This is a genomic window from Pedobacter sp., assembly GCF_039594775.1.
Classification (GTDB): domain Bacteria; phylum Bacteroidota; class Bacteroidia; order Sphingobacteriales; family Sphingobacteriaceae; genus Pedobacter.
Genome location: NZ_JBCNMT010000004.1, coordinates 330,709 through 350,168 on the forward strand (window position 1 = coordinate 330,709; position 19,460 = coordinate 350,168).

At 37.9% G+C, this 19,460-nt stretch carries 21 protein-coding genes; 6 read left to right on the top strand and 15 right to left on the bottom strand.

Translation table 11 applies throughout. The annotated features are described in order from the left end of the window. Positions 1–4: 4 nt before the first annotated feature. The 11 genes from ABDV71_RS12870 to ABDV71_RS12920 form a co-directional block, all read right to left on the bottom strand. Positions 5–337, bottom strand: coding sequence for a 2Fe-2S iron-sulfur cluster-binding protein (locus ABDV71_RS12870; protein WP_343533181.1), 333 nt, complete (start codon positions 335–337; stop codon positions 5–7). 42 nt (positions 338–379) lie between these two features. After that, on the bottom strand, positions 380–1,141 hold the full coding sequence (locus ABDV71_RS12875) for a Rossmann-like and DUF2520 domain-containing protein (protein ID WP_343533183.1): 762 nt from the start codon (positions 1,139–1,141) through the stop codon (positions 380–382). Further along, the gene (ccsA, locus tag ABDV71_RS12880; protein ID WP_343533185.1) at positions 1,138–3,603 is read right to left on the bottom strand and encodes a cytochrome c biogenesis protein CcsA; all 2,466 of its coding nucleotides are present in this window, start codon (positions 3,601–3,603) and stop codon (positions 1,138–1,140) included. Before ccsA (ABDV71_RS12880) ends, ABDV71_RS12875 begins: the two co-directional genes overlap by 4 nt. After that, entirely contained in the window at positions 3,603–4,034 is a 432-nt protein-coding gene (locus ABDV71_RS12885; RefSeq protein WP_343533187.1) for a cytochrome c maturation protein CcmE, read from the bottom strand. Before ABDV71_RS12885 ends, ccsA (ABDV71_RS12880) begins: the two co-directional genes overlap by 1 nt. A 169-nt stretch (positions 4,035–4,203) precedes the next feature. Continuing rightward, a complete protein-coding gene (locus tag ABDV71_RS12890) occupies positions 4,204–5,625 on the bottom strand; it encodes a Glu/Leu/Phe/Val dehydrogenase (protein WP_343533189.1) in 1,422 nt (473 codons plus the stop codon). A 138-nt stretch (positions 5,626–5,763) separates the two neighbouring features. Continuing rightward, positions 5,764–5,982 (bottom strand): CcmD family protein, encoded by a 219-nt coding sequence (locus ABDV71_RS12895; protein ID WP_343533191.1) that lies wholly within the window; start codon positions 5,980–5,982, stop codon positions 5,764–5,766. Beyond that, positions 5,982–6,644, bottom strand: a complete 663-nt coding sequence (gene ccsA / locus ABDV71_RS12900) for a cytochrome c biogenesis protein CcsA (RefSeq protein ID WP_343533193.1) — start codon at positions 6,642–6,644, stop codon at positions 5,982–5,984. The genes ABDV71_RS12895 and ccsA (ABDV71_RS12900) overlap by 1 nt, the downstream gene beginning before the upstream one ends. A gap of 99 nt (positions 6,645–6,743) precedes the next feature. Next, positions 6,744–7,406, bottom strand: a complete 663-nt coding sequence (locus ABDV71_RS12905; protein WP_343533195.1) for a heme exporter protein CcmB — start codon at positions 7,404–7,406, stop codon at positions 6,744–6,746. 153 nt (positions 7,407–7,559) lie between these two features. Beyond that, the gene (locus ABDV71_RS12910) at positions 7,560–8,282 is read right to left on the bottom strand and encodes a ZIP family metal transporter (protein ID WP_343533198.1); all 723 of its coding nucleotides are present in this window, start codon (positions 8,280–8,282) and stop codon (positions 7,560–7,562) included. Further along, positions 8,282–8,845, bottom strand: coding sequence for a phosphatase PAP2 family protein (locus ABDV71_RS12915; protein WP_343533200.1), 564 nt, complete (start codon positions 8,843–8,845; stop codon positions 8,282–8,284). The genes ABDV71_RS12910 and ABDV71_RS12915 overlap by 1 nt, the downstream gene beginning before the upstream one ends. Further along, on the bottom strand, positions 8,842–9,573 hold the full coding sequence (locus tag ABDV71_RS12920) for a class I SAM-dependent methyltransferase (RefSeq protein WP_343533202.1): 732 nt from the start codon (positions 9,571–9,573) through the stop codon (positions 8,842–8,844). The genes ABDV71_RS12915 and ABDV71_RS12920 overlap by 4 nt, the downstream gene beginning before the upstream one ends. 228 nt (positions 9,574–9,801) lie before the next feature. Between ABDV71_RS12920 and glmM the strand changes: the two genes are divergently transcribed. After that, positions 9,802–11,190, top strand: a complete 1,389-nt coding sequence (glmM, locus tag ABDV71_RS12925) for a phosphoglucosamine mutase (protein WP_343533204.1) — start codon at positions 9,802–9,804, stop codon at positions 11,188–11,190. Positions 11,191–11,293: 103 nt separating this feature from the next. Continuing rightward, entirely contained in the window at positions 11,294–12,442 is a 1,149-nt protein-coding gene (locus tag ABDV71_RS12930; protein ID WP_343533205.1) for a cysteine desulfurase family protein, read from the top strand. A gap of 164 nt (positions 12,443–12,606) precedes the next feature. Here ABDV71_RS12930 and ABDV71_RS12935 read toward each other — a convergent pair whose 3' ends face one another. From ABDV71_RS12935 to ABDV71_RS12945, 3 genes are all read right to left on the bottom strand, one after another. Continuing rightward, entirely contained in the window at positions 12,607–13,158 is a 552-nt protein-coding gene (locus tag ABDV71_RS12935) for a DNA-3-methyladenine glycosylase I (protein ID WP_343533206.1), read from the bottom strand. 29 nt (positions 13,159–13,187) lie between these two features. After that, on the bottom strand, positions 13,188–13,661 hold the full coding sequence (locus ABDV71_RS12940; RefSeq protein WP_343533208.1) for a YdeI/OmpD-associated family protein: 474 nt from the start codon (positions 13,659–13,661) through the stop codon (positions 13,188–13,190). Positions 13,662–13,725: 64 nt separating this feature from the next. Then, positions 13,726–14,382, bottom strand: coding sequence for an oxidoreductase (locus tag ABDV71_RS12945; protein WP_343533210.1), 657 nt, complete (start codon positions 14,380–14,382; stop codon positions 13,726–13,728). A 77-nt stretch (positions 14,383–14,459) separates the two neighbouring features. On the opposite strand from ABDV71_RS12945, the gene ABDV71_RS12950 reads away from it, so the two are divergent. From ABDV71_RS12950 to ABDV71_RS12965, 4 genes are all read left to right on the top strand, one after another. After that, positions 14,460–14,663, top strand: a complete 204-nt coding sequence (locus ABDV71_RS12950) for a hypothetical protein (protein ID WP_343533211.1) — start codon at positions 14,460–14,462, stop codon at positions 14,661–14,663. A 59-nt stretch (positions 14,664–14,722) separates the two neighbouring features. Then, on the top strand, positions 14,723–15,628 hold the full coding sequence (locus tag ABDV71_RS12955) for an MBL fold metallo-hydrolase (RefSeq protein WP_343533213.1): 906 nt from the start codon (positions 14,723–14,725) through the stop codon (positions 15,626–15,628). Positions 15,629–15,910: 282 nt separating this feature from the next. Beyond that, the gene (locus ABDV71_RS12960) at positions 15,911–17,242 is read left to right on the top strand and encodes a cytochrome ubiquinol oxidase subunit I (RefSeq protein ID WP_343533216.1); all 1,332 of its coding nucleotides are present in this window, start codon (positions 15,911–15,913) and stop codon (positions 17,240–17,242) included. Continuing rightward, positions 17,230–18,234 (top strand): cytochrome d ubiquinol oxidase subunit II, encoded by a 1,005-nt coding sequence (locus tag ABDV71_RS12965; protein ID WP_343533218.1) that lies wholly within the window; start codon positions 17,230–17,232, stop codon positions 18,232–18,234. Before ABDV71_RS12960 ends, ABDV71_RS12965 begins: the two co-directional genes overlap by 13 nt. 10 nt (positions 18,235–18,244) lie before the next feature. On the opposite strand, the gene ABDV71_RS12970 is transcribed toward ABDV71_RS12965, so the two are convergent. Further along, positions 18,245–19,453, bottom strand: a complete 1,209-nt coding sequence (locus ABDV71_RS12970; RefSeq protein ID WP_343533220.1) for a hypothetical protein — start codon at positions 19,451–19,453, stop codon at positions 18,245–18,247. Positions 19,454–19,460 lie beyond the last annotated feature (7 nt).

Genomic DNA, 19,460 nt, shown 5'->3' on the forward strand with positions numbered 1-19,460 from the left:
AATTTTAATGTCCCAAAAAGCCCGATTGATCTGGAATAGTGACTTCAATATCACCATCTAAAACGATACACTGGCAGGCTAATCTTGAAGTGATTTTTGGCCTTACTGCACGGTCAATAAAGTCCTCCTCTTTTTCAGAGATTTCCTGAATATTGTCCATGCCCTTGTTCACGTAAATGTGACAAGTACTGCAACCGCAAACGCCACCACAGTTGTGTTGTAGCTCAATACCATTATCTAACACTACATCTAATACATCTTCACCAGCGGCAATAGGGAGTTCAATAGGTTCTTTTCCCTCTTCTTCGAAATTTATCTTTAGTTTGAAAATACTCATAATACAATGCAAAAGTAAGCAGCCAAAATCAAAAAAACGGTATTATCTGTTTTTTTTAATCTGCTCGCTCAATAGTTTATAAATCATTAACCAATCAGAGTGCGCTTTGAGCAATTCTTCATGTTTTTGTAGGGTCTGCTCATCATTTCTAATAGCGGGACCAGTTTGTACTTCAATAGGTAGGGCCGTCTGCACCTTGTTCGCAGTTTCGGCAATTAGAGGTTTGATGATTTCAAAATCAAGTTGATGCTGTGCCAATAATTGTTGGGCAACACCGTATAAGTAGTTAGGAAAATTACAGGCAAATACAGCGGCTAAGTGCAATATTTTTCGTTGTTCGCTATCTACCTCGTAGATATTTTTGCTGAGGAGCGCAGCCAAGGTTTTTAATTGCCGTAGGCTTTGTGTATTGTTGGCTTCTAAACATAATGGCACCTGTGAAAAATCCAATGTTTTATGTTTTGAAAATGTTTGTAATGGATAGAACACTCCGTAATTAACATTCTCATTCAAGATGTTTAGAGTAACTGCACCTGAAGTGTGCGCCACAATACCACGATAGTTTTTTAGCTGTGCAGCAACATCAGCAATGGCATCATCCTTAACTGAAATTAGAAGGATATCACTTCCATCATTGGCAATTTCGGAAATTTGGCGTATTGCCTTTGCATCTACTTGATTGGCCAATAGCTCCGCATTTTCAAATTGGTGCGACCAGATACCTTGTATTTCTACATGAACATGGTGTAAAGCTTTAGCTAAATGGGTAGCTACATTTCCCGAACCTACAATGGAAACTTTCATTGATCAGTTTTCAGTTCTTTTTTCCGTCTGAAAATAGACATCAAGAAACCAATCACCATTACAATGGTACCAATCCAATACAAGTTGATATATGGGAACTCGATGGATTTGAATACCACCCAATCTTTTGCTTGTTGAGGTTTCTCGAAAATTTGAATCTCAAATTTATTTTCTTCCGGAATGATTTTAGTAAATCTAACTCTTAAGCCTAATTCATCAATTTTACGGGCAAAATCGAAAGTATTATTGCCTTTAATCAGGAACAATGGCTCAGCGTTGTAAATTTTTCCGCTTACATTAATTTCTAAAGGCAAGCTTACTGCTAAATCTTCTTTCTCAATTTTTAAGTCCCTAACCACAGGTTTGTTGTTAAGTGCTTTTACCGTTAATATGCCACTACTGGTATGAACCGTATCGCCAACTTTTAAGGTAACAATGCGAGGAGCCTTGTAGTTTTCCTCTTCGGTATGTCCTTCGTGTTCAGCATGCTCTTCTTTTTTCTGCGCCGCACTGGTAATGTGGGTATAAATATCTTTCAGTAGGTAATGTTTGGTATCAGGAGAAGCAATTAGACCCATTCTGTCATTTTCCTGAATGCTAGGGTTAACCGAAAAGTCTTCCTTTACTTTACCTGTTTGCTCGTCAATTATCCTAAAATTAAGTTTGTAGTAAGTGTTTGGCTGAATGGTGGTATCGCTTACATAAGTAACGGTGTACTTGCCCATTTTTTTAGGCTCGTTCTTATAAAGCATAATGTTTTCGCCTGGTTTGGCTGCTTTCTCGAAATCTTTAACGGGAATAAAATTGGTTTCGTTAATGGAAATCGGATTACTGGTAGCTGCAGCAATTAAAGCACCAATTAATAAAAGGGCAAAGCCGATATGAGCAATTGCCGAACCTGCTAATTTGCTTCCTTTTTTAGTGAAAACCCCAGTTAACAATCTGGCATTGGCCAATATGGCGAAAATACAGCTAAACGTAAGGATAATGTACATGAGGTTGGTGTAAATACCCGTTATCCAAACCATAGCACCAGTAATTACCAATGAAAATACTAAGGAAGAAATTAAACTGCTATAAAACTTGCGAGGGTCGGTACGCTTATATTTCAAGAATTGAGAAAACCCCGAAATTAAAGCAATCAATACTGCAAAAGGTGCCTGCCATTGGTTATAATATTTGAGATCTTTCGGAACACTATTGGTCCCAAATATTTTATTGAAAACAGGGCCAGATGTTGCAAAAATGATATGGATGCAAGAAACGGTTACCACTAAAGCTCCTATGAACATCCAAAATTCACGCGAGTAAGTTTCTTCGTCTTTGTGAGTAATAGGTAGTTCTTTCCATCGCAAAGCGACAAAGAAAACGGCAATACTTAAAAACACCACAATGTACGAAACCAATTGGCCAAACATCCCTAGGTCGGTGAATGAGTGTACGGAAGTTTCACCCAAAATACCGCTTCTGGTTAAGAAAGACGCATATAAAACGAGAATAAAACTTACGAGAACTAGAGCCATTGCTGTGAAATAAGCATGGCCAGTATTTTTATAGGCAATAATTACGTGTAAACCACCAATTAAGGTAAGCCACGGAATAATTGAAGCATTTTCTACGGGATCCCAAGCCCAAAAACCACCAAAGTTAAGTGCCTCGTAGGCCCAGAATGAACCCATAATGATTCCTGTACCTAAAATCATTACTGCAAATGAAACCCAAGGTAATACAGGTTTAACCCAATCTTTATAACGTTTTTGCCATAACGCTGTAATACCATAGGCAAAGGGAACAATCATACTGGCGAAACCTAAAAACAGGGTTGGTGGGTGGATAACCATCCAGTAGTTTTGTAGTAATGGATTTAAACCTTTCCCATCAGTAATGAAGCTCAAATAATTTTTATAATTCTCCGGATCGGCAAAAATAGGGGCCATAGACTTTAAATCTATGGCATCTCTTAATAAGATAAAAGGCGAAGAACCTACACGGGCACCCAGAATATCAACCCCTAAAAGCATTGAGGTTAAAAAAGTTTGAGAAAGTGCGACAATCGTCATTACACCATTTTCCCACGATTTAGCTCTAAATATTAAAATTAAACCTAAAACAGTTTGCCACAATGCCCATAGCCAAAAACTACCTTCTTGTCCTTGCCAAAAAGCGGAAACGATGTAATAAACTGGAAGCTCTTTTGAAGAATGTGAATAAACGTAGTTGTACTCGTTATAGTGATTTAAAATCAGATAGAACAGTGTAGCGCCGATACCAATAATACTAATAGCATTTACCCAGAAACCTATTCTGCCGATTCTGGTCCATGATTTGTCTTCTAGATTTTTGTTTTTTGTAGCAAAAAAATAGGCAATGGTTGAAAGTAGTGATGCGCCAAACGAAAGTACAATGAAAAATTGGCCTATCTTGCCCGGAAGGAGGTTCTCTCCAATAAACTGTATATCCATTAAGATTTTGATTCTTTTGTCCCCTTTATCTCTTTAACTGTCCCGTCCTGGTTGACTTCAACCATGTTGTCATTATATTTTGAAGGACATTTCATTAAAATCTTTGAAGCGTAGAAAGTGCTGTTTTCCATCTTTCCAATCAATACCAATTTCTCTGAGCGCTCAAAATCCTGAGGCTTGGAACCATTAAGCACCACTTTGTTTACAGTGCCTTTTTCATCTTTCATGTAAAAAGCAAAATGATTTGGATCTTTAACGGCATCGTAATACATGCCTTTACTTTTTTCCCAGTAGCCCATCACGTGCTCTTCTTTTTGTGATTCGGCAGCTTCATTGAAGTTTGCGTAAGAGTCGGTGTCGGCATTTAAGCTTACTAAGAAGCCTATGCAAATGGCAATGGTGATTAAACCGATGATGGCACTTTTTCTCATCTGTACAAATGGTGTTGGTATGATTTAAAATACAGTGAGCAAAGATAGGAAAACTATGTAGGCTAGGCTATTGTGCTATCCCTTTTATCTATATCTTGACAATTGGTTGATAAACAAAAAAGCCCCGTAACAGATTAATTACGGGGCTTTGATGTTATTTAGAACCAGTCTATGGCCAAACGCCTAAGTTCATGTAAGAAACGGCAATTTTGTCAATTGAATTTACAAAAGCAGCAGTTCTTAGAGTTTTAACTTCTGGCTTGTCAATTAAGGTTTGTCTAATTTCACGGTAAGAGTGGATCATGGTATCTTCTAAACCAGAATTTACCAATTCTAATTCCGACGCTCCTTTAACAATCATCAAACGGTGCTCAGCAGGAATGGTTTTTCCTGTAAGGCTTTCCAAGGTGTTGATCAGGTTAGCATTTGAATTTTCTGCATAGCGATTTTCCATACGGCCAAAAGCTACGTGTGAAAGGTTTTTCAACCACTCGAAATAAGAAACGGTTACACCGCCAGCGTTACAATACATGTCTGGGATAATAATACCGCCCATTTCAGTGAAGATTTCTTCAGCTTCTGGCGTACAAGGACCATTTGCTCCTTCAGCAATGATTTTTGCTTTGATATTACGTACATTTTCTGAAGTGATTTGGTTTTCTAAAGCTGCAGGTACCAAGATGTCGCAAGGTTGCTCTAATCCTTCTTTAGAATTTTTGAAATCTTTTGCACCAGGGAAACCTAATAACGAACCTGTGTTTTTACGGTGAGCAAAAACTTCGTCAACGTTCAATCCGTTTTCGTTATAGATAGCACCTTCGAATTCGCAGATACCAACAATGGTACCCCCAAACTCAGCAATGAATTTAGCTGAATGGTAACCTACGTTACCTAAACCTTGGATAATTACTTTTTTATCACCTAAACCAGCTTTAAGGCCAATTTTTTTCATGTCCTCTTCGTGGCTTACACATTCACGAACAGCATAAGCTACACCACGACCAGTAGCCTCTCTACGTCCACGGATACCGTGCAACGCAATTGGTTTGCCGGTAACACATCCTAAGGCGTCCAAAGAACCTGGGTTCATGGTCATGTAAGTGTCCGCAATCCAGCTCATTTCACGCTCACCTGAACCATAATCAGGAGCAGGAACGTCGATACCAGGGCCAATAAAGTTTTTCTTAATTAGCTCGGTAGTATAACGGCGAGTGATTGTTTCTAATTCGGCAACGGTATAATCTTTAGGATTAATGCAGATACCACCTTTGGCACCGCCAAACGGTACGTTTACGATGGCACATTTATAGGTCATCAGCGCTGCTAAAGCCATCACCTCATCTTCGTTAACCATATCACTATAACGAATACCACCCTTGGTAGGGCTCATGTGATGCGAGTGCTCTACGCGCCATGCGTCAATTACTTCAAATCCGTTTCCTCTGCGAATTGGGAATTGGAAACGGTATACACTGTTACATGCTTTAATTTGTGCCAATAAACCTTCAGGATGCGAGGTGAATTTGGCGGCGTTGTCAAAGTTTTTGCAGACATCGCTGAAAAAACTTGTTTCATTTGCTGTACTAGCCATTTTTTTGAATTTTGGTTTTATGCTTTTACGGGTGCAAAATTGCAGTAAAATAAACCATTCTTGCAAGAATATTTTGCTTAGTGTATGGTAAACACTATTGCATTTCGGTTCAAAAAAACGTGCCTAATGCGTTTAAAATTAGTTTTTGTCGGTCGATTTTTTTTCCAACAATTTCAAACGTTTGTCTAGCGTGAAAAGATAAAAGAGCAGGCCAGCCAAAATAATGACGATACAAATCACTACAATGTAAATTTTTCCATCAGCGCGGAGCTTGTCGGCCATCTCAATATCACTGTTTTGAGCTAGTAAATTAAGCGACGAAAAAAGCAGAATAAGTACGGTTAAAATCTTCTTCATTACAAAGTGTTGTGTTTATTTTCTAATGTTTTTGTTCTGAAACGTAAAGTATATACCCAGTAGCCTATTAAAATCCATCCCAAGCAGGCAGGATAAAAGACCATACGCATTCGGCTATCCAAATCATAGCTGTTAAAGCCTGGGTTTCCACCATTGCCTGGGTGTAGGGAGTCTTGTAAGCGAGGTAATACGAAAAGTAATACCACCATCATAGGGAAGGCGAAAATGTTATAAATTGCAGCTATCTTGGCCCTTTTTTGTTCTTCATCTATCGCGTTTCTCAATACAAAATAGGCGAAGTAGAGCAGGAGGGAAATGGCGGCAAAGTTTTGCTTTGGATCGAAACTCCAAAACTGGCCCCAAGTGAATTTGGCCCAAACAGCACCGGTAACAATACCCAATATTCCAAAAATGACACCTGCATTGGCGCTTTCTACCGCTCTAATGTCATCGACCTCGCTTTGTGTGCTTAGGGATTTTACACTGTAGAACACAGAAATTGTAAATAGTACCACCATGGCAAACCACATAGGTACGTGAAAATATAAGTTACGGATGGTTTCATTTAAAATGGCCATTCTAGGCACATCTAACAATAAACCCGCAATTGCGGTGTACACTACTAAAACAGCGGCCAATATTTTCCACCAGGTTTTATACATAAGTTTGTAATTATTGATTGAATGAATTTTGAATGATTGAATAATGTGAGGCGCTTAAAAATTTAATCATTCACTAATTCTCTCATTTAATCATTAGTTTTAATCTCGCCAAAGGTAAGGAAATAACAATAAAGCAACTGTCATCACCATTACATTTATCAGTACCAAAAGGCCAATTTCATCTAAACTTACACTTCTGTCTAATCCATCCATCGCATTTTTTGCGAATTTAATCAATACAATCAGCACAGGAATGATAATGGGGAAGCTCAAAATGGCCATTAACATGCCGCCATTACCTGTTTTGGAAGCAATGGCCGATACCATAGTGAAAATAGTGGAAAAGCTCAAACTCCCCAATACGGCCGCCAAAAGGTACATTAAAATGTCAATATCCTTATTGGGTTCAAACACCAAACAATAAAATGCCAGAGCAATTACCGTCAGGATTATCATCAACAGACTATTGTAAATGGTTTTGGCTATGATTAATGCTGTAGGACTAACTAAGGTATAGATGTATAGTTGCCTGCCCTTGCTTTCCTGAAGAAAGCTCTTTGCAATTGCGTTAATGGATGCAAATAGCATAATGATCCAAAAAAGTGCATTCCAAGTAATTTTGTCAATAATCTGGAAAGACATGAAGCAAACGAAAACGGTAGAAACTACATAGAGCAAAACCCCATTAAGGGCATATTTGGAACGCCATTCTAAAATGATTTCCTTTTTGATCAAGTGTTTTACCTGTTGGGCTAAGTGCATTGCAGCAAAGATAAAAATTAACCCCTAAATCCCCTATGGGGGACTTTGGTTAAAATGTCATAAAATAATAAGGTACGCTACGGCATTGCTAGTGCCATTCCCAAGACTATTCTCTACCCTTTAGGGGAGAGATGTCCAAAGGACAGAGAGGGGTTAATGTCCGTGTCCAGCATAAAAGCCTATCAAAGCAACCCCAATGCCTAACAACACCGCTAACATTTTGCGTTTATTGATTTTATGGTCGGCACTTGATTCAAATAAAATAGTAGTAGAAATGTGAAGGAAAATACCGATCACAATACCCATGATTTTATTGAAGTAGGCTTCAATGCCGCCTAAACTTCCATTGCTTAAACCTAAGCTTACCCAATAACCTAAGGGGGCCATTACAGCAAATAATATTAATAAGGAAATAATTGGGCCTTTTTTGATATGGTTTTGCAGTAAGATGCTGGCCAAAGCAAAAGCTGCTGGAATATGGTGCAAGGCTATTCCGAAAATAAACTCATTGTGATGATCTTTTGCTAAAGGCATACCCTCCAAAAAGGCATGTAAACATAAACTGATCATGATTCCATAGGGAAAAGCATGTTCGTGATGATGTCTGTGGATATGACCATGTTCTACACCTTCTGAGAATTGCTCAAGGAAAACCTGTAATAAAAAACCAATCAGAATATAAATGCCTATTTCGTGTCCATCGGTACCACTATAGGCATCAGGAATAAGATGCAATACGGTAATAGAAAAAAGATAGGCCCCACTAAAGGACAGGATTAATTTTAGAAGTTGCGATTTATCATTTTTAACCAAAAAGATAGCCAAACCACCTAAAAAGGCAGAAAAGAACAAAACCGAAAATTTCCAAATTTCCATTACTGAGCGGGTTTTATTTTATGATAGATAAATGCGGTGAGCAAACCAAGGCTTGTGCCCAATAAAGTGCCGCAAAAAACGTCAATAGGGTAGTGCACGCCTACATATATTTGAGCAAAGCTGATGGAGGCGGCCCATAAAATACCGATAGGTAAAATAGGTTTCCACTTGCGGTAAAAAACACCAATTAAAAACACCGCAATACCAAAATGGTTAGTGGCATGTGATGAAGGGAAGCTTTTACCACTGCCACAGGGCACTCGATGAATAATCTGGTCGGCCAAGCGTATTTCATTACAAGGTCGGGTACGATTTACATTGGGTTTAATGATTCTTGACGAAATCATATCGCCCAGGGCAAAAGTCAGCAATATGCCACCAATAATGTAAAGGCCGGTTTTTTTATACTGTCTGATACAGAAAATCACAATGAACAAATACAGTGGCGACCAAAAAAAGCGGTTGCGTAACAAAGGCATTAGCCAATCAAAAAAGCCGTTGCTTAATCCTCGATGTATCTTTAAAAATAATTCGGTATCAAACTGTAAAAGTTCTTGCATCATGCTTTTTTGCAAATAAGAATCAAACGGTCAGATTTCAATTCATTAAATTCTTCCAAGTGGTAGCTGCCAAATTTTTCGATGATTTGCATGCCGGCTTTCTCGAGCATACTTTCAAAATCGCTCAATAAAAATGCTTGTACGCGTTCTTCAAAAGCATAATCCTTTAATTTATGCTCGAAATTGATGTGCTTGATGATTTTTCCCTCTGCCACAAATTTGTGCAAGTGAAACTCAATGCCGTCAATGGTCTTGATTTCCTGATGAGTAAGGTTTTTGATGATTTTCTGTGTATTGAAATAATCGATTACAAAAGTTCCATCAGCTTTCAAACTTTTTTTAAATGCCTTTAGTGCATTCACATGATCTTTTTCACTTTCGAAATAGCCAAAACTGGTAAACAGGTTTAACGCAATGTCAAAATAATTAATGTACGACAGCTTACGCATATCATGTACATAAAAATGAAGATTCTTTTGCTCAAACTGTTGGGCATATTTAATGTTCTGCTCAGAAAGATCAATGCCTGTTACATCGTATCCCTTTTTATTGAGGTAAATGGAATGTCGACCCCTTCCGCAAGCAATATCAATGATCTTGCTATCTATACTTGGCTTTAAATGGGCCAGCAGATTATCCATCAACAATTCCGCTTCTTCGTCATTTCGGTTACCATAAAGAATATGGTAATATGGAGAATTAAACCAGTACTGAAACCATTTGCGTTGCATTTCTATTCAAATTTAGGACGACAAATATAATGTTTGTGCAATAATGTTGCAATAAATATTGCGTCTTATGTTGTTTGCACATTCAAAAATACGCTAAACAAAAGCCATTGACAAGAGCTATCGACTACTTAACTCATAGATTTACTTGAAGTTTAAATTTCAAAATCATGATAATTAAGCTAAAGTTAAAGCATTTATTTTTCTTAATTTTGACGAAAAATAGAAGACTTGACTTTAATAAAATCTATCTCAGGCATTAGGGGAACTATTGGCGGCAAGGCCGGCGAAGGTTTAACCCCGATTGATATTGTGAAATTTACGGCTGCTTTTGGTTCATGGGTAATCAGCAAAGCAGAATATAAAAGAATCGTTATTGGACGTGATGCACGTATCTCTGGCGAAATGGTGAATAACTTGGTAGTGGGTACCTTGCAGGGTTTGGGTATAGAAGTGATAGATTTAGGTCTTTCTACTACACCTACTGTTGAAATCGCCGTACCTATGGAAAAAGCTGCTGGAGGAATTATCTTAACAGCAAGTCATAATCCAAAACAATGGAATGCTTTAAAACTTTTGAATGCCAAAGGTGAATTTATCAGTGATGCTGATGGTAAAGAGGTGTTGGACATTGCCGAAAATTCTGATTTCAGCTTTGCTGAAGTAGACCATTTGGGGCAGGTAATCAAAAACGATACTTACATTCAAAAACATATAGACGCTATTTTGGCGCTTCCTTTGGTAGATGTAGAGGCAATCAAGAGAGCAAACTTTAAAGTTGCTATTGACTGTGTTAACTCAACGGGAGGGATTTTCTTGCCGCCGTTATTGAAAGCATTGGGCGTTGATACCGTTTATGAACTTTACTGTGAACCTAATGGACAGTTTCCTCATAACCCTGAGCCGTTGCCAGAAAATTTAACTGAAATTGCCAAGGTAGTGCAGCAAAATAATGCTGATTTAGGTATTGTAGTTGATCCAGATGTAGACAGGTTATGTTTTGTAAACGAGGATGGCTCTATGTTTGGGGAGGAATATACCTTGGTAGCAGTGGCCGATTATGTATTGAAACATACACCGGGTAATACAGTTTCGAACTTGTCTTCAACAAGGGCGCTGAGAGATGTTACCGAAAAAGTTGGTATGCAATATAATGCTGCTGCTGTTGGTGAGGTAAACGTAGTAAATCAAATGAAGGCAACCAATGCTATTATTGGTGGTGAAGGAAATGGAGGAATCATCTATCCAGAATCTCACTATGGTAGAGATGCACTGGTAGGAATTGCACTTTTCTTGTCTCATTTGGCTAAATTTGGTAAGCCTATCTCTATTTTAAGAGCAAGCTATCCAGCTTATCACATCTCAAAAAATAAAATTACTTTAACTCCTGAGATGGATATTGATCTGTTGTTGGAGAAAGTGCAAGAGAAATATCAAAAACAACCTCATAGCACAATAGATGGGCTTAAAATTGAGTTTGATAAAGAATGGGTGCATTTGCGCAGGTCAAATACCGAGCCAATAATCCGTATTTATAGCGAGGCTGAAAATGAGACTACAGCTGAAAATTTAGCACAAAAAATTATCTCTGATATTAAAGAAATATTACAGATCAGATAGGAAGATGGTTAGTTGTTAAAGTTGCTGGACTGTTTAACTGAATACTCATAACTAACCACTAATACCTAACTACTGAAAAACACTAACTAACACACAAATAAAAATGAAACGAGTTTATTTAGACAATGCAGCTACCACGCCCCTTGATCCTGCTGTAGTGCAAGAGATGACCAACGTAATGCAAAATTACTACGGTAATCCTTCTGCCATACATGCATTAGGTAGAGAGGTGAGGACCTTGGTAGAAAAAGCACGTAAAACAGTGGCTACGTTGCTTAATGCATCGCCATCTGAAGTTTTCTTTACCTCTGGTGGTACCGAAGCTGATAATACGGCTATTCGTTGCGGTATTGCCGCATACGGAATTAAACATGCCATTACTTCAACCATTGAACATCATGCGGTAGAGCACACTTTAAACATGTTGCTTAAAGATGGCGTAATTGATAAACTTAGTTTTGTAAATATTGATGAAAAAGGCAATGTAGATTATGCGCACTTAGAGGAGCTTTTGCAAAACAATGAGCGTAGCTTTGTTTCCCTGATGCATGCCAATAATGAGTTGGGTACTTTGACAGATATGGAAAAGGTAGGGGATTTATGTGAAAAATATAATGCCATTTACCATGCTGATACTGTACAAACCATGGGGCATTACCAACATGACGTACGTAAATTGAAAGCTCACTTTATTGTTTGTGCCGCACATAAATTGCACGGACCAAAAGGCGTAGGATTTTTGTACGTGAATAATAGTATCAAAATTCCTCCAATGATTTATGGCGGTGCACAAGAACGTAATATGCGTGGTGGCACTGAAAATGTATATGGCATTGTTGGTTTGGCCAAAGCTTTAGAAATTGCTTATGCCGAAATGGAACAACACCAAAACCATGTTCAAGGTTTAAAGGATTACATGAAGCAGCAATTGATTGCCGAAATTCCGGGTATCTCTTTCAATGGCGAAACTGATGCAGATAAAAGTTTGTATACCGTATTGAATGTGTCCTTCCCTGAAATGGAGATGGCAGATATGTTGTTGTTCAACTTGGATATTAACGGTATTTGTGCTTCTGGTGGTAGCGCTTGTTCATCGGGATCTAATATTGGTTCGCATGTATTAAATGGCATTAAAGCTGATCCAAATCGTCCTGCGGTTCGCTTTTCATTTAGTAAATATACCACTAAAGAAGAAATCGACTATACGTTGGAGAAAGTTAAAATGGTGGTAAAACAGAACGCTTTAGCGTAATCTGAATATCAATCGATAAAAAAGGGAAGTCTGAAAAGATTTCCCTTTTTTGTTTCTCTTTTGTCATTCCGACGTTAGGAGGAATCTCTTTTGATTTCTTGCCACGATTTGAATGATAGTTGATTGGTTTTATTGATAAGATTTAACCTACAAGGTTTGCAAATTTATTGATCAACCCACTTCGGATTACTCTTTAACACTTTTGCATGAACAGGACAGTTGGTATCATGTGCGCCAGGCAAAAAACCAATGCTCATTAAAAACTCGCCTACAATCTCTCCACCGGTAAACTTAAAAGTCTTTTTAAATAGTTTTACCCATTCTACTTTGGTTTTGGGGTGATGACTTTCCAGCCATTTCTCAAAACTGCCAAATTCTCGTTGTAGTTGTAGAATGGTTTTGGCATTCTCAATTGCTGCATTTACCTTTAATTTATTGCGGATAATACCAGGGTCTTGCAATAAACATTCTCTATCAGTTTCGCTAAAATTGGCTACTTTTTTAATATCGAAATTAGCATAAGCTTTTCTAAAGCCTTCTTCTTTCTTTAAAATGGTTTCCCAGCTCAAGCCCGCTTGGTTAATCTCTAAAATTAACCTACCAAAAAGTTCATTATCGTCGTGAATAGGGAAACCATAATGATGATCATGGTAGTTGGAATGTAAAACCCTGCGTTCGTCGGGTTGCATGCTTGGGATAACGCTGCAATAGCTCATATTTGTCGATAGTTAATAGTTGTTTCTAATTATTTCTTTAATGCCAAAATTTGGTCAATGGTACTGATGATGCGCTGAACTTTAGTTTCGTCGTTTTTAGCAGCAGAAATCCAATCAATATAAGCCTTTTGCTTGCCTGCCGAAAGGGTGTTGAATTTCTCATAGGCTTCAGGAACTTCTTCCAGGCAGGCTTTTAATTCTTCTGTGATGTTAGCATTGTTATCGTCGCTAAATAGAATCACCCTCACTACATCTCCCGCTTGCTTTTTAATGTGCTTGCGTATTTCTGCTTTAACCGGTAAAAACAAATTGCCATTACCCATAGATTGTAAAGGATAGAGGCCAAGCTCATAATCATCAATAAATCCTCTTACCTTTACCCATCCAAAATAGCGGTTCTTATCAGGTTTTATCTCTGGGAGTTCAATAAAAGTCCAACCACCTTTCCCGTTAAATTTTTTAAGCAGGTAATCTTTTTCTACGAGGATTTTTTGTTGTGACATTTGAATGAATAGTTTGCGGCAAAAATAAAATTCATACTGACAACCCTATGGCAGTCCGAAAAAATTAATGCAATAATTGCTGCATTTCTTTCCAATGGTAAAAAGTCACTTTTTCAGCCGGTCGTTGGGCAGCTGCAAACATGGCTTTTGCAATATTTTGGGCGCTTATTCCTTTGTACTTATTCAGTTTTCCAACCAGTAAAAGATTTATCACGCTGAATATGCCGATAAAAACTTTTTCCATAGGCCTGCTTTCGGCTCTACTCCCCATAATCATTGAAGGCTGGAAAATATGGGTATGTTCAAAATCAACTGAAATGATATCTCTTTCAGCTTCTCCCTTTGTTCTGACATAGAAAATAGAAGAATTGATATTTGCTCCCACCGCACTAACTAAAAATACAGATTTTGCTCCTTTGGCTTTGGTTAGTTGCGCAGCAAGTACGGGATAATCGTGGTCTATTTGATAATAGATTTTTTCGTCGGGCGTTTTTTTCTTAGTAGTGCCCAAAGCTATAAATACATCATCTGCCGTCAATTCATTTTGATGCTGCGGTAAAGTTTCGTAATCGGCTATAATGGTTTTCAATTTCGAATGTTGTATCTCTAAGGGTTTGCGTACTACTACTCTCACTTCTTCATAATTATTGCTATGTAGCAAATCATGAAGCAGATAACCACCAACAAAACCGCTGGCTCCAAATAAAATTGCTTTTTTCATTCCGTTAAACGGTTAGTTATGTTACAAAACAATCTCCAAAAGAGTTTTGTTAAATAAATGTACCAAAACTTAAGATCATGGATAATAAAGATAAGAAAGAAAAGGAAGTTAGGAACGACCTGATTGATATTAACGAAACGAAACCTACGAGAACCGAGGAAAATATAGAGAGAAATTCTTCATCTAGCATCGATAGCAAATTTGCCAAGAACCATTCTCGTAGGCATAAACCTTTGAGCGATGGTCATGAACCAGGAACTACACCAGGCACTGGATTTTAATCAGAATATTTAATTAAATTTAAGCCACGACGATTAAGTCGTGGTTTTTGTTTTACAATATGGAACGTCGACAATTTATCCAGCAATCTACTTTGGCACTAGCCATACTCTCTATTTATAAATCCAATGCTTTTGCAAATGGTATTTTGCAGCAGGCCTATCAGTTTAAACCTTTACGGAATAATGTGGGGGTTTTTATAGAGCAGGGTGGTACTATCGCTTGGTTGAATAGCAAAGATGGTTTTACTGTAGTTGATTCACAGTTTCCAAATTCTGCTCCACATGTCATTGAAGAATTGAAAAAATTGGGAAATAAACCTTTTAAATATTTGCTGAATACCCATCATCATGGTGACCATACTGGTGGAAATATTGCATTTAAAGGACTGGCGGAACATGTAGTGGCACATGAAAATTCCTTGAAAAACCAACGTACAACGGCTGAAAAAGCAAATAGTTTGGAGAAACAATTGCTGCCAGACCTTACTTTTGGAAATGATGGTTGGAAGACCAAGGTTGATGGAGAAAAAATCAAAGCTTATTATTTTGGCCCAGGCCATACCAATGGCGATAGCATTTATCATTTTGAAAACGCTAATATTGCCCATGTAGGTGATTTGGTATTTAACCGTCGTTACCCATTTATTGATACGGCCAATGGAGCGAATATTGCCAATTGGGTAAATGTGTTGGATAGGATTACCACCCAATTCGACAATAATACAATGTTTGTTTTTGGCCATAGCCGAGACCCTGAAAAAATTACAGGGGGCAAAGCCGATGTATTGGCATTTAAAAACTATCTACAATCGTTGCTTGATTTTGTAGACAAGGAAATTAAAGCTGGAAAAACCAAGGAAGACATTTTAAAAGCTACAGAAATTCCTGGGGCGCCAGAGTGGCAAGGCGATGGTATTGCACGGAGCTTGAATGCGGCCTATGCGGAGTTGGTAGGTGGAAAGTAATGCTCCTATCAGACTTACGAAGTTTTTAAAACTGCGTGAGTCTTTGGTGGAATAATGACTGTTCTTAATAAAGAAATATGTAGCAGGTTTTTGTGGAGATAACTTTTTCGGACACGTAAGCAAATCTCGGAACTCTTTCCAGTAATAAATATAAAGCGATTCTCCCAAAAAGAATTTAATTTATAAACGTTCTATATTTTAAATATCTCTCTGAAAGGTAATTAACCACCGACGAGTTAATGGCTTAAGCCCTATATTTGTTTTAGTCCAATTCCCCAACTTATGGATGATTTTTTAGCAGCCCGTTCGCAAATGGCCCTTTCTTTGGGCTTTCATATTATTTACGCTTGTATTGGTATGGTGATGCCGTTTTTTATGGCAGTTTCGCACTACAAGTGGTTAAAAACAAATAACGAAGTTTATAAGCACATTACTAAGGCATGGAGCAAGGGAGTGGCTATTTTTTTTGCCACAGGTGCAGTTTCAGGCACCATGCTTTCGTTTGAACTTGGACTGCTTTGGCCTAAATTTATGGAGCATGCAGGTCCTATATTTGGGATGCCATTTTCTTTAGAGGGAACAGCCTTTTTTATTGAGGCTATAGCGCTAGGGTTCTTTTTATATGGATGGGAGAAACTCAATAGATGGTTTCATTGGTTTACTGGTGTAGTAGTCGGTGTAAGTGGTTTAGCTTCGGGTATTTTAGTGGTTGCTGCCAATGCTTGGATGAACAGTCCCGCCGGTTTTGAGTATGTGAATGGGCAGTATACTAATATTGACCCTATAAAAGCGATGTTTAATGATGCTTGGTTTACACAAGCGCTGCACATGTGTTTAGCGGCTTTTACGGCTACTGGTTTTGCGGTAGCGGGGGTACACGCTTTAATGATTTTGAAAAAGCAGCATACCGAATTTCATTATAAGTCATTTAAAATTGCGGCTGCTTTTGCAACTGTTGCTGCGCTATTACAACCTATCAGTGGTGATATTTCAGCTAAGGATGTGGCTCAACGTCAACCAGCAAAATTAGCGGCAATGGAAGCGCTATATAAAACTGAAAAACCTGCTCCACTGTTGATTGGTGGTATTGTGGATGAAAAAAATAAGACAGTTAGCAAAGCGATAGAAATCCCAGGAGCTTTAAGTTTTTTAGCGCATGGCGATTTTAAGGCCGAGGTAAAGGGATTAGACCAAATTCCAGAAGATGAACACCCTCCGGTGGCTATTACCCATTATGCTTTTCAAATTATGGTGGGTCTGGGTACCGTAATGATGGTTATTTCTTTCATTTATTTTGTGGTTTTATGGCGAAAAAAGACTGTGTTAAATACCAAATGGTTACTGAAACTATTCGTATTTGCTATCCCCTTAGGATATATTGCTTTGGAAGCAGGTTGGACCGTAACAGAGGTGGGCAGGCAGCCTTGGGTCATTAATGGGATTATGCGTACCAAAGATGCGGTAACGCCCATGCCCGGTATCGCATGGTCATTTTATCTCTTTTCAGCTATTTATTTCTCCCTGAGCTTGATTGTTATCTTTTTGCTTTATCGACAAATTAAAATGGTTCCTGTACTTTATCAATCTTCAAATACCGATTCATGGAACAAGTAGTCATTATATTTTTGTGTTTGGCCATTCTGCTATATTTTTTATTGGGCGGAGCCGATTTTGGTGCGGGTATTATTGAGCTTTTTACATCGGAGAAGAATAGGAGTAAGACCCGTAATACCATGTATCATGCGATAGGCCCGGTGTGGGAAGCTAATCACATGTGGCTAATCATTGCCATTGTAATTTTGTTTGTGGGCTTTCCGTTAATTTATACGACCATGTCGGTGCATTTGCATATTCCTTTGGCCATTATGCTCATTGGAATTATTGCCCGTGGAACCGCCTTTGTGTTTAGACATTATGATGCGGTGAAGGATAATATGCAAGCTGTTTACAACCAGATTTTTGTTTATTCGAGCTTTGTTACCCCATTGTTTTTAGGCATTATTGCGGGTAGTGTACTTTCAGGACAAATAGATCTGAATGCTAGGAATTTTGCGGATGCTTATGTTTTTAGCTGGTTGAATTGGTTTTCTATTTCTGTAGGATTATTTACTACGGCATTATGTGGCTTTTTAGCGGCTATTTATTTAATTGGCGAATGTAAAACTGAGGAAGATAAGAAGCGTTTTATTAAAAAGGCAGAGTACATGAACATTGCCGCGGTAGTTTTTGGCGCGATGGTATTTTTTAGTGCTGCCATGGAAAATGTACCCTTAATGAACTGGGTGGTTTACAACAAGGTTGGATTAACAGCCGTAAGTTTGGCCAGTTTATCGCTAGTGTTACTTTGGTACCTATTGCTTAAGGGAAAGATAAAAATTTTACGCTTATTAGCTGGCTTTCAGGTAACAATGATTTTGGTGGCCATTAGCTATGCACACTTTCCCAACTTTATTCGCTTAAAAGGGGGAGAGGTGATTTCTCTGTATACCACTATTGGACCCTATAAAACGATACAAAGTTTAGGCTGGGCCTTGGTGTTGGGAAGTTTGTTGATTTTACCTTTCTTGGGATATTTGTTTTATAAGTTCCAGCAAAAAGAAGAATAGACAAGACTTATTATTTTCCCTTATAAATGTATTCTAGCGCTTCGTCAATGCCATTTTTGAAATTTTCTATCGAATAAGTGATATCATGGTCGGGTACCAGTGGGCCATTTTTACCTTTCCAATTTTCCCAATATTTGGTAGAGTAGGTAACGGAAATTTTTGTTTTAGGTAAGTCAAATCCCCTTACCTCGCCATAGTGATTAATGTTTCCGCTCGTGGTTTGTCCAATTAATTTTGCTTGCGTGCTACGTTTCAATTTCACAGCATTCATCAGAGCCGAAGAAAAAGTTGATTTTCCAATCAATACAAATAATTTCCCCTTTTTGTTGAGGTAACTGGACTGTAGCTTTGTTATAAAGGGAGTTAAAATACCAGAGTTTCCGCCGCTATTGTCTCGCAAATCAATGATTATTTTTTTCGGATTTTTCGCTTGGATTTCATTAAAAAAGTCGGCGCTAAATTTGTCGAAAGGATAAGAAGGGTCTTCCTGACATTTGGCATATTTGAAATAGATGGTTTCGTTTTCTTTATTGTAGTCAAACCAATAGTTACGATTTTGTTTGTAAGCTAATAGAGACCCAAATTGAGGTGGTTTAACAGGGTTTAGCGGGTCATTTGCCGTAATTGATTTTAGGATGATCGTTTCCGTGTTGCCATTTACGGTTTTAAATGTCAAGTTTATTTCTTGTGTGTTATTTGTTATTCCCAAGCCTTTTAATACGGTTGGTTTATTTAATAATTGTAAAAAACCGATGTCAAAGAATGATTTGTTTTCACTTTGAACTACTGCTCTAAATTTGTTAACAACTTCATGAATAGGGTAGTTGTTCATTGCGATGAGTTGGGCTAGTAGCAGTTTTGATAAGGAAGAATCTACTTGAGTAACGAACAAGCCCTCTTTAAATGAGCTAAGCTTTATTGGGAAAATATATTTATAACTAGGCCAAATGCGAGTGTGCTCGTCTTCAATAGCTACAATAAGTTTTAAAAGTTCAGTGCTAAAAATATCGTAATCTAAACTATTAGAACGCATTTCTATTTCATCTATCTTCTTTGTAAAATCCTCTTTGCTAATTTTTGCGAATAGATTTTTGTGTTTATTAGGTAGTGAGTCTTTAAGAAATTTTAAATCTTGCTTAAAATCATCAGCAGATAATTCTTGTGCAATAGCAGACTTAATAGAAAGAAATGTTAATAGTAAGAAGAAAATATTTCTCATTCGCTTA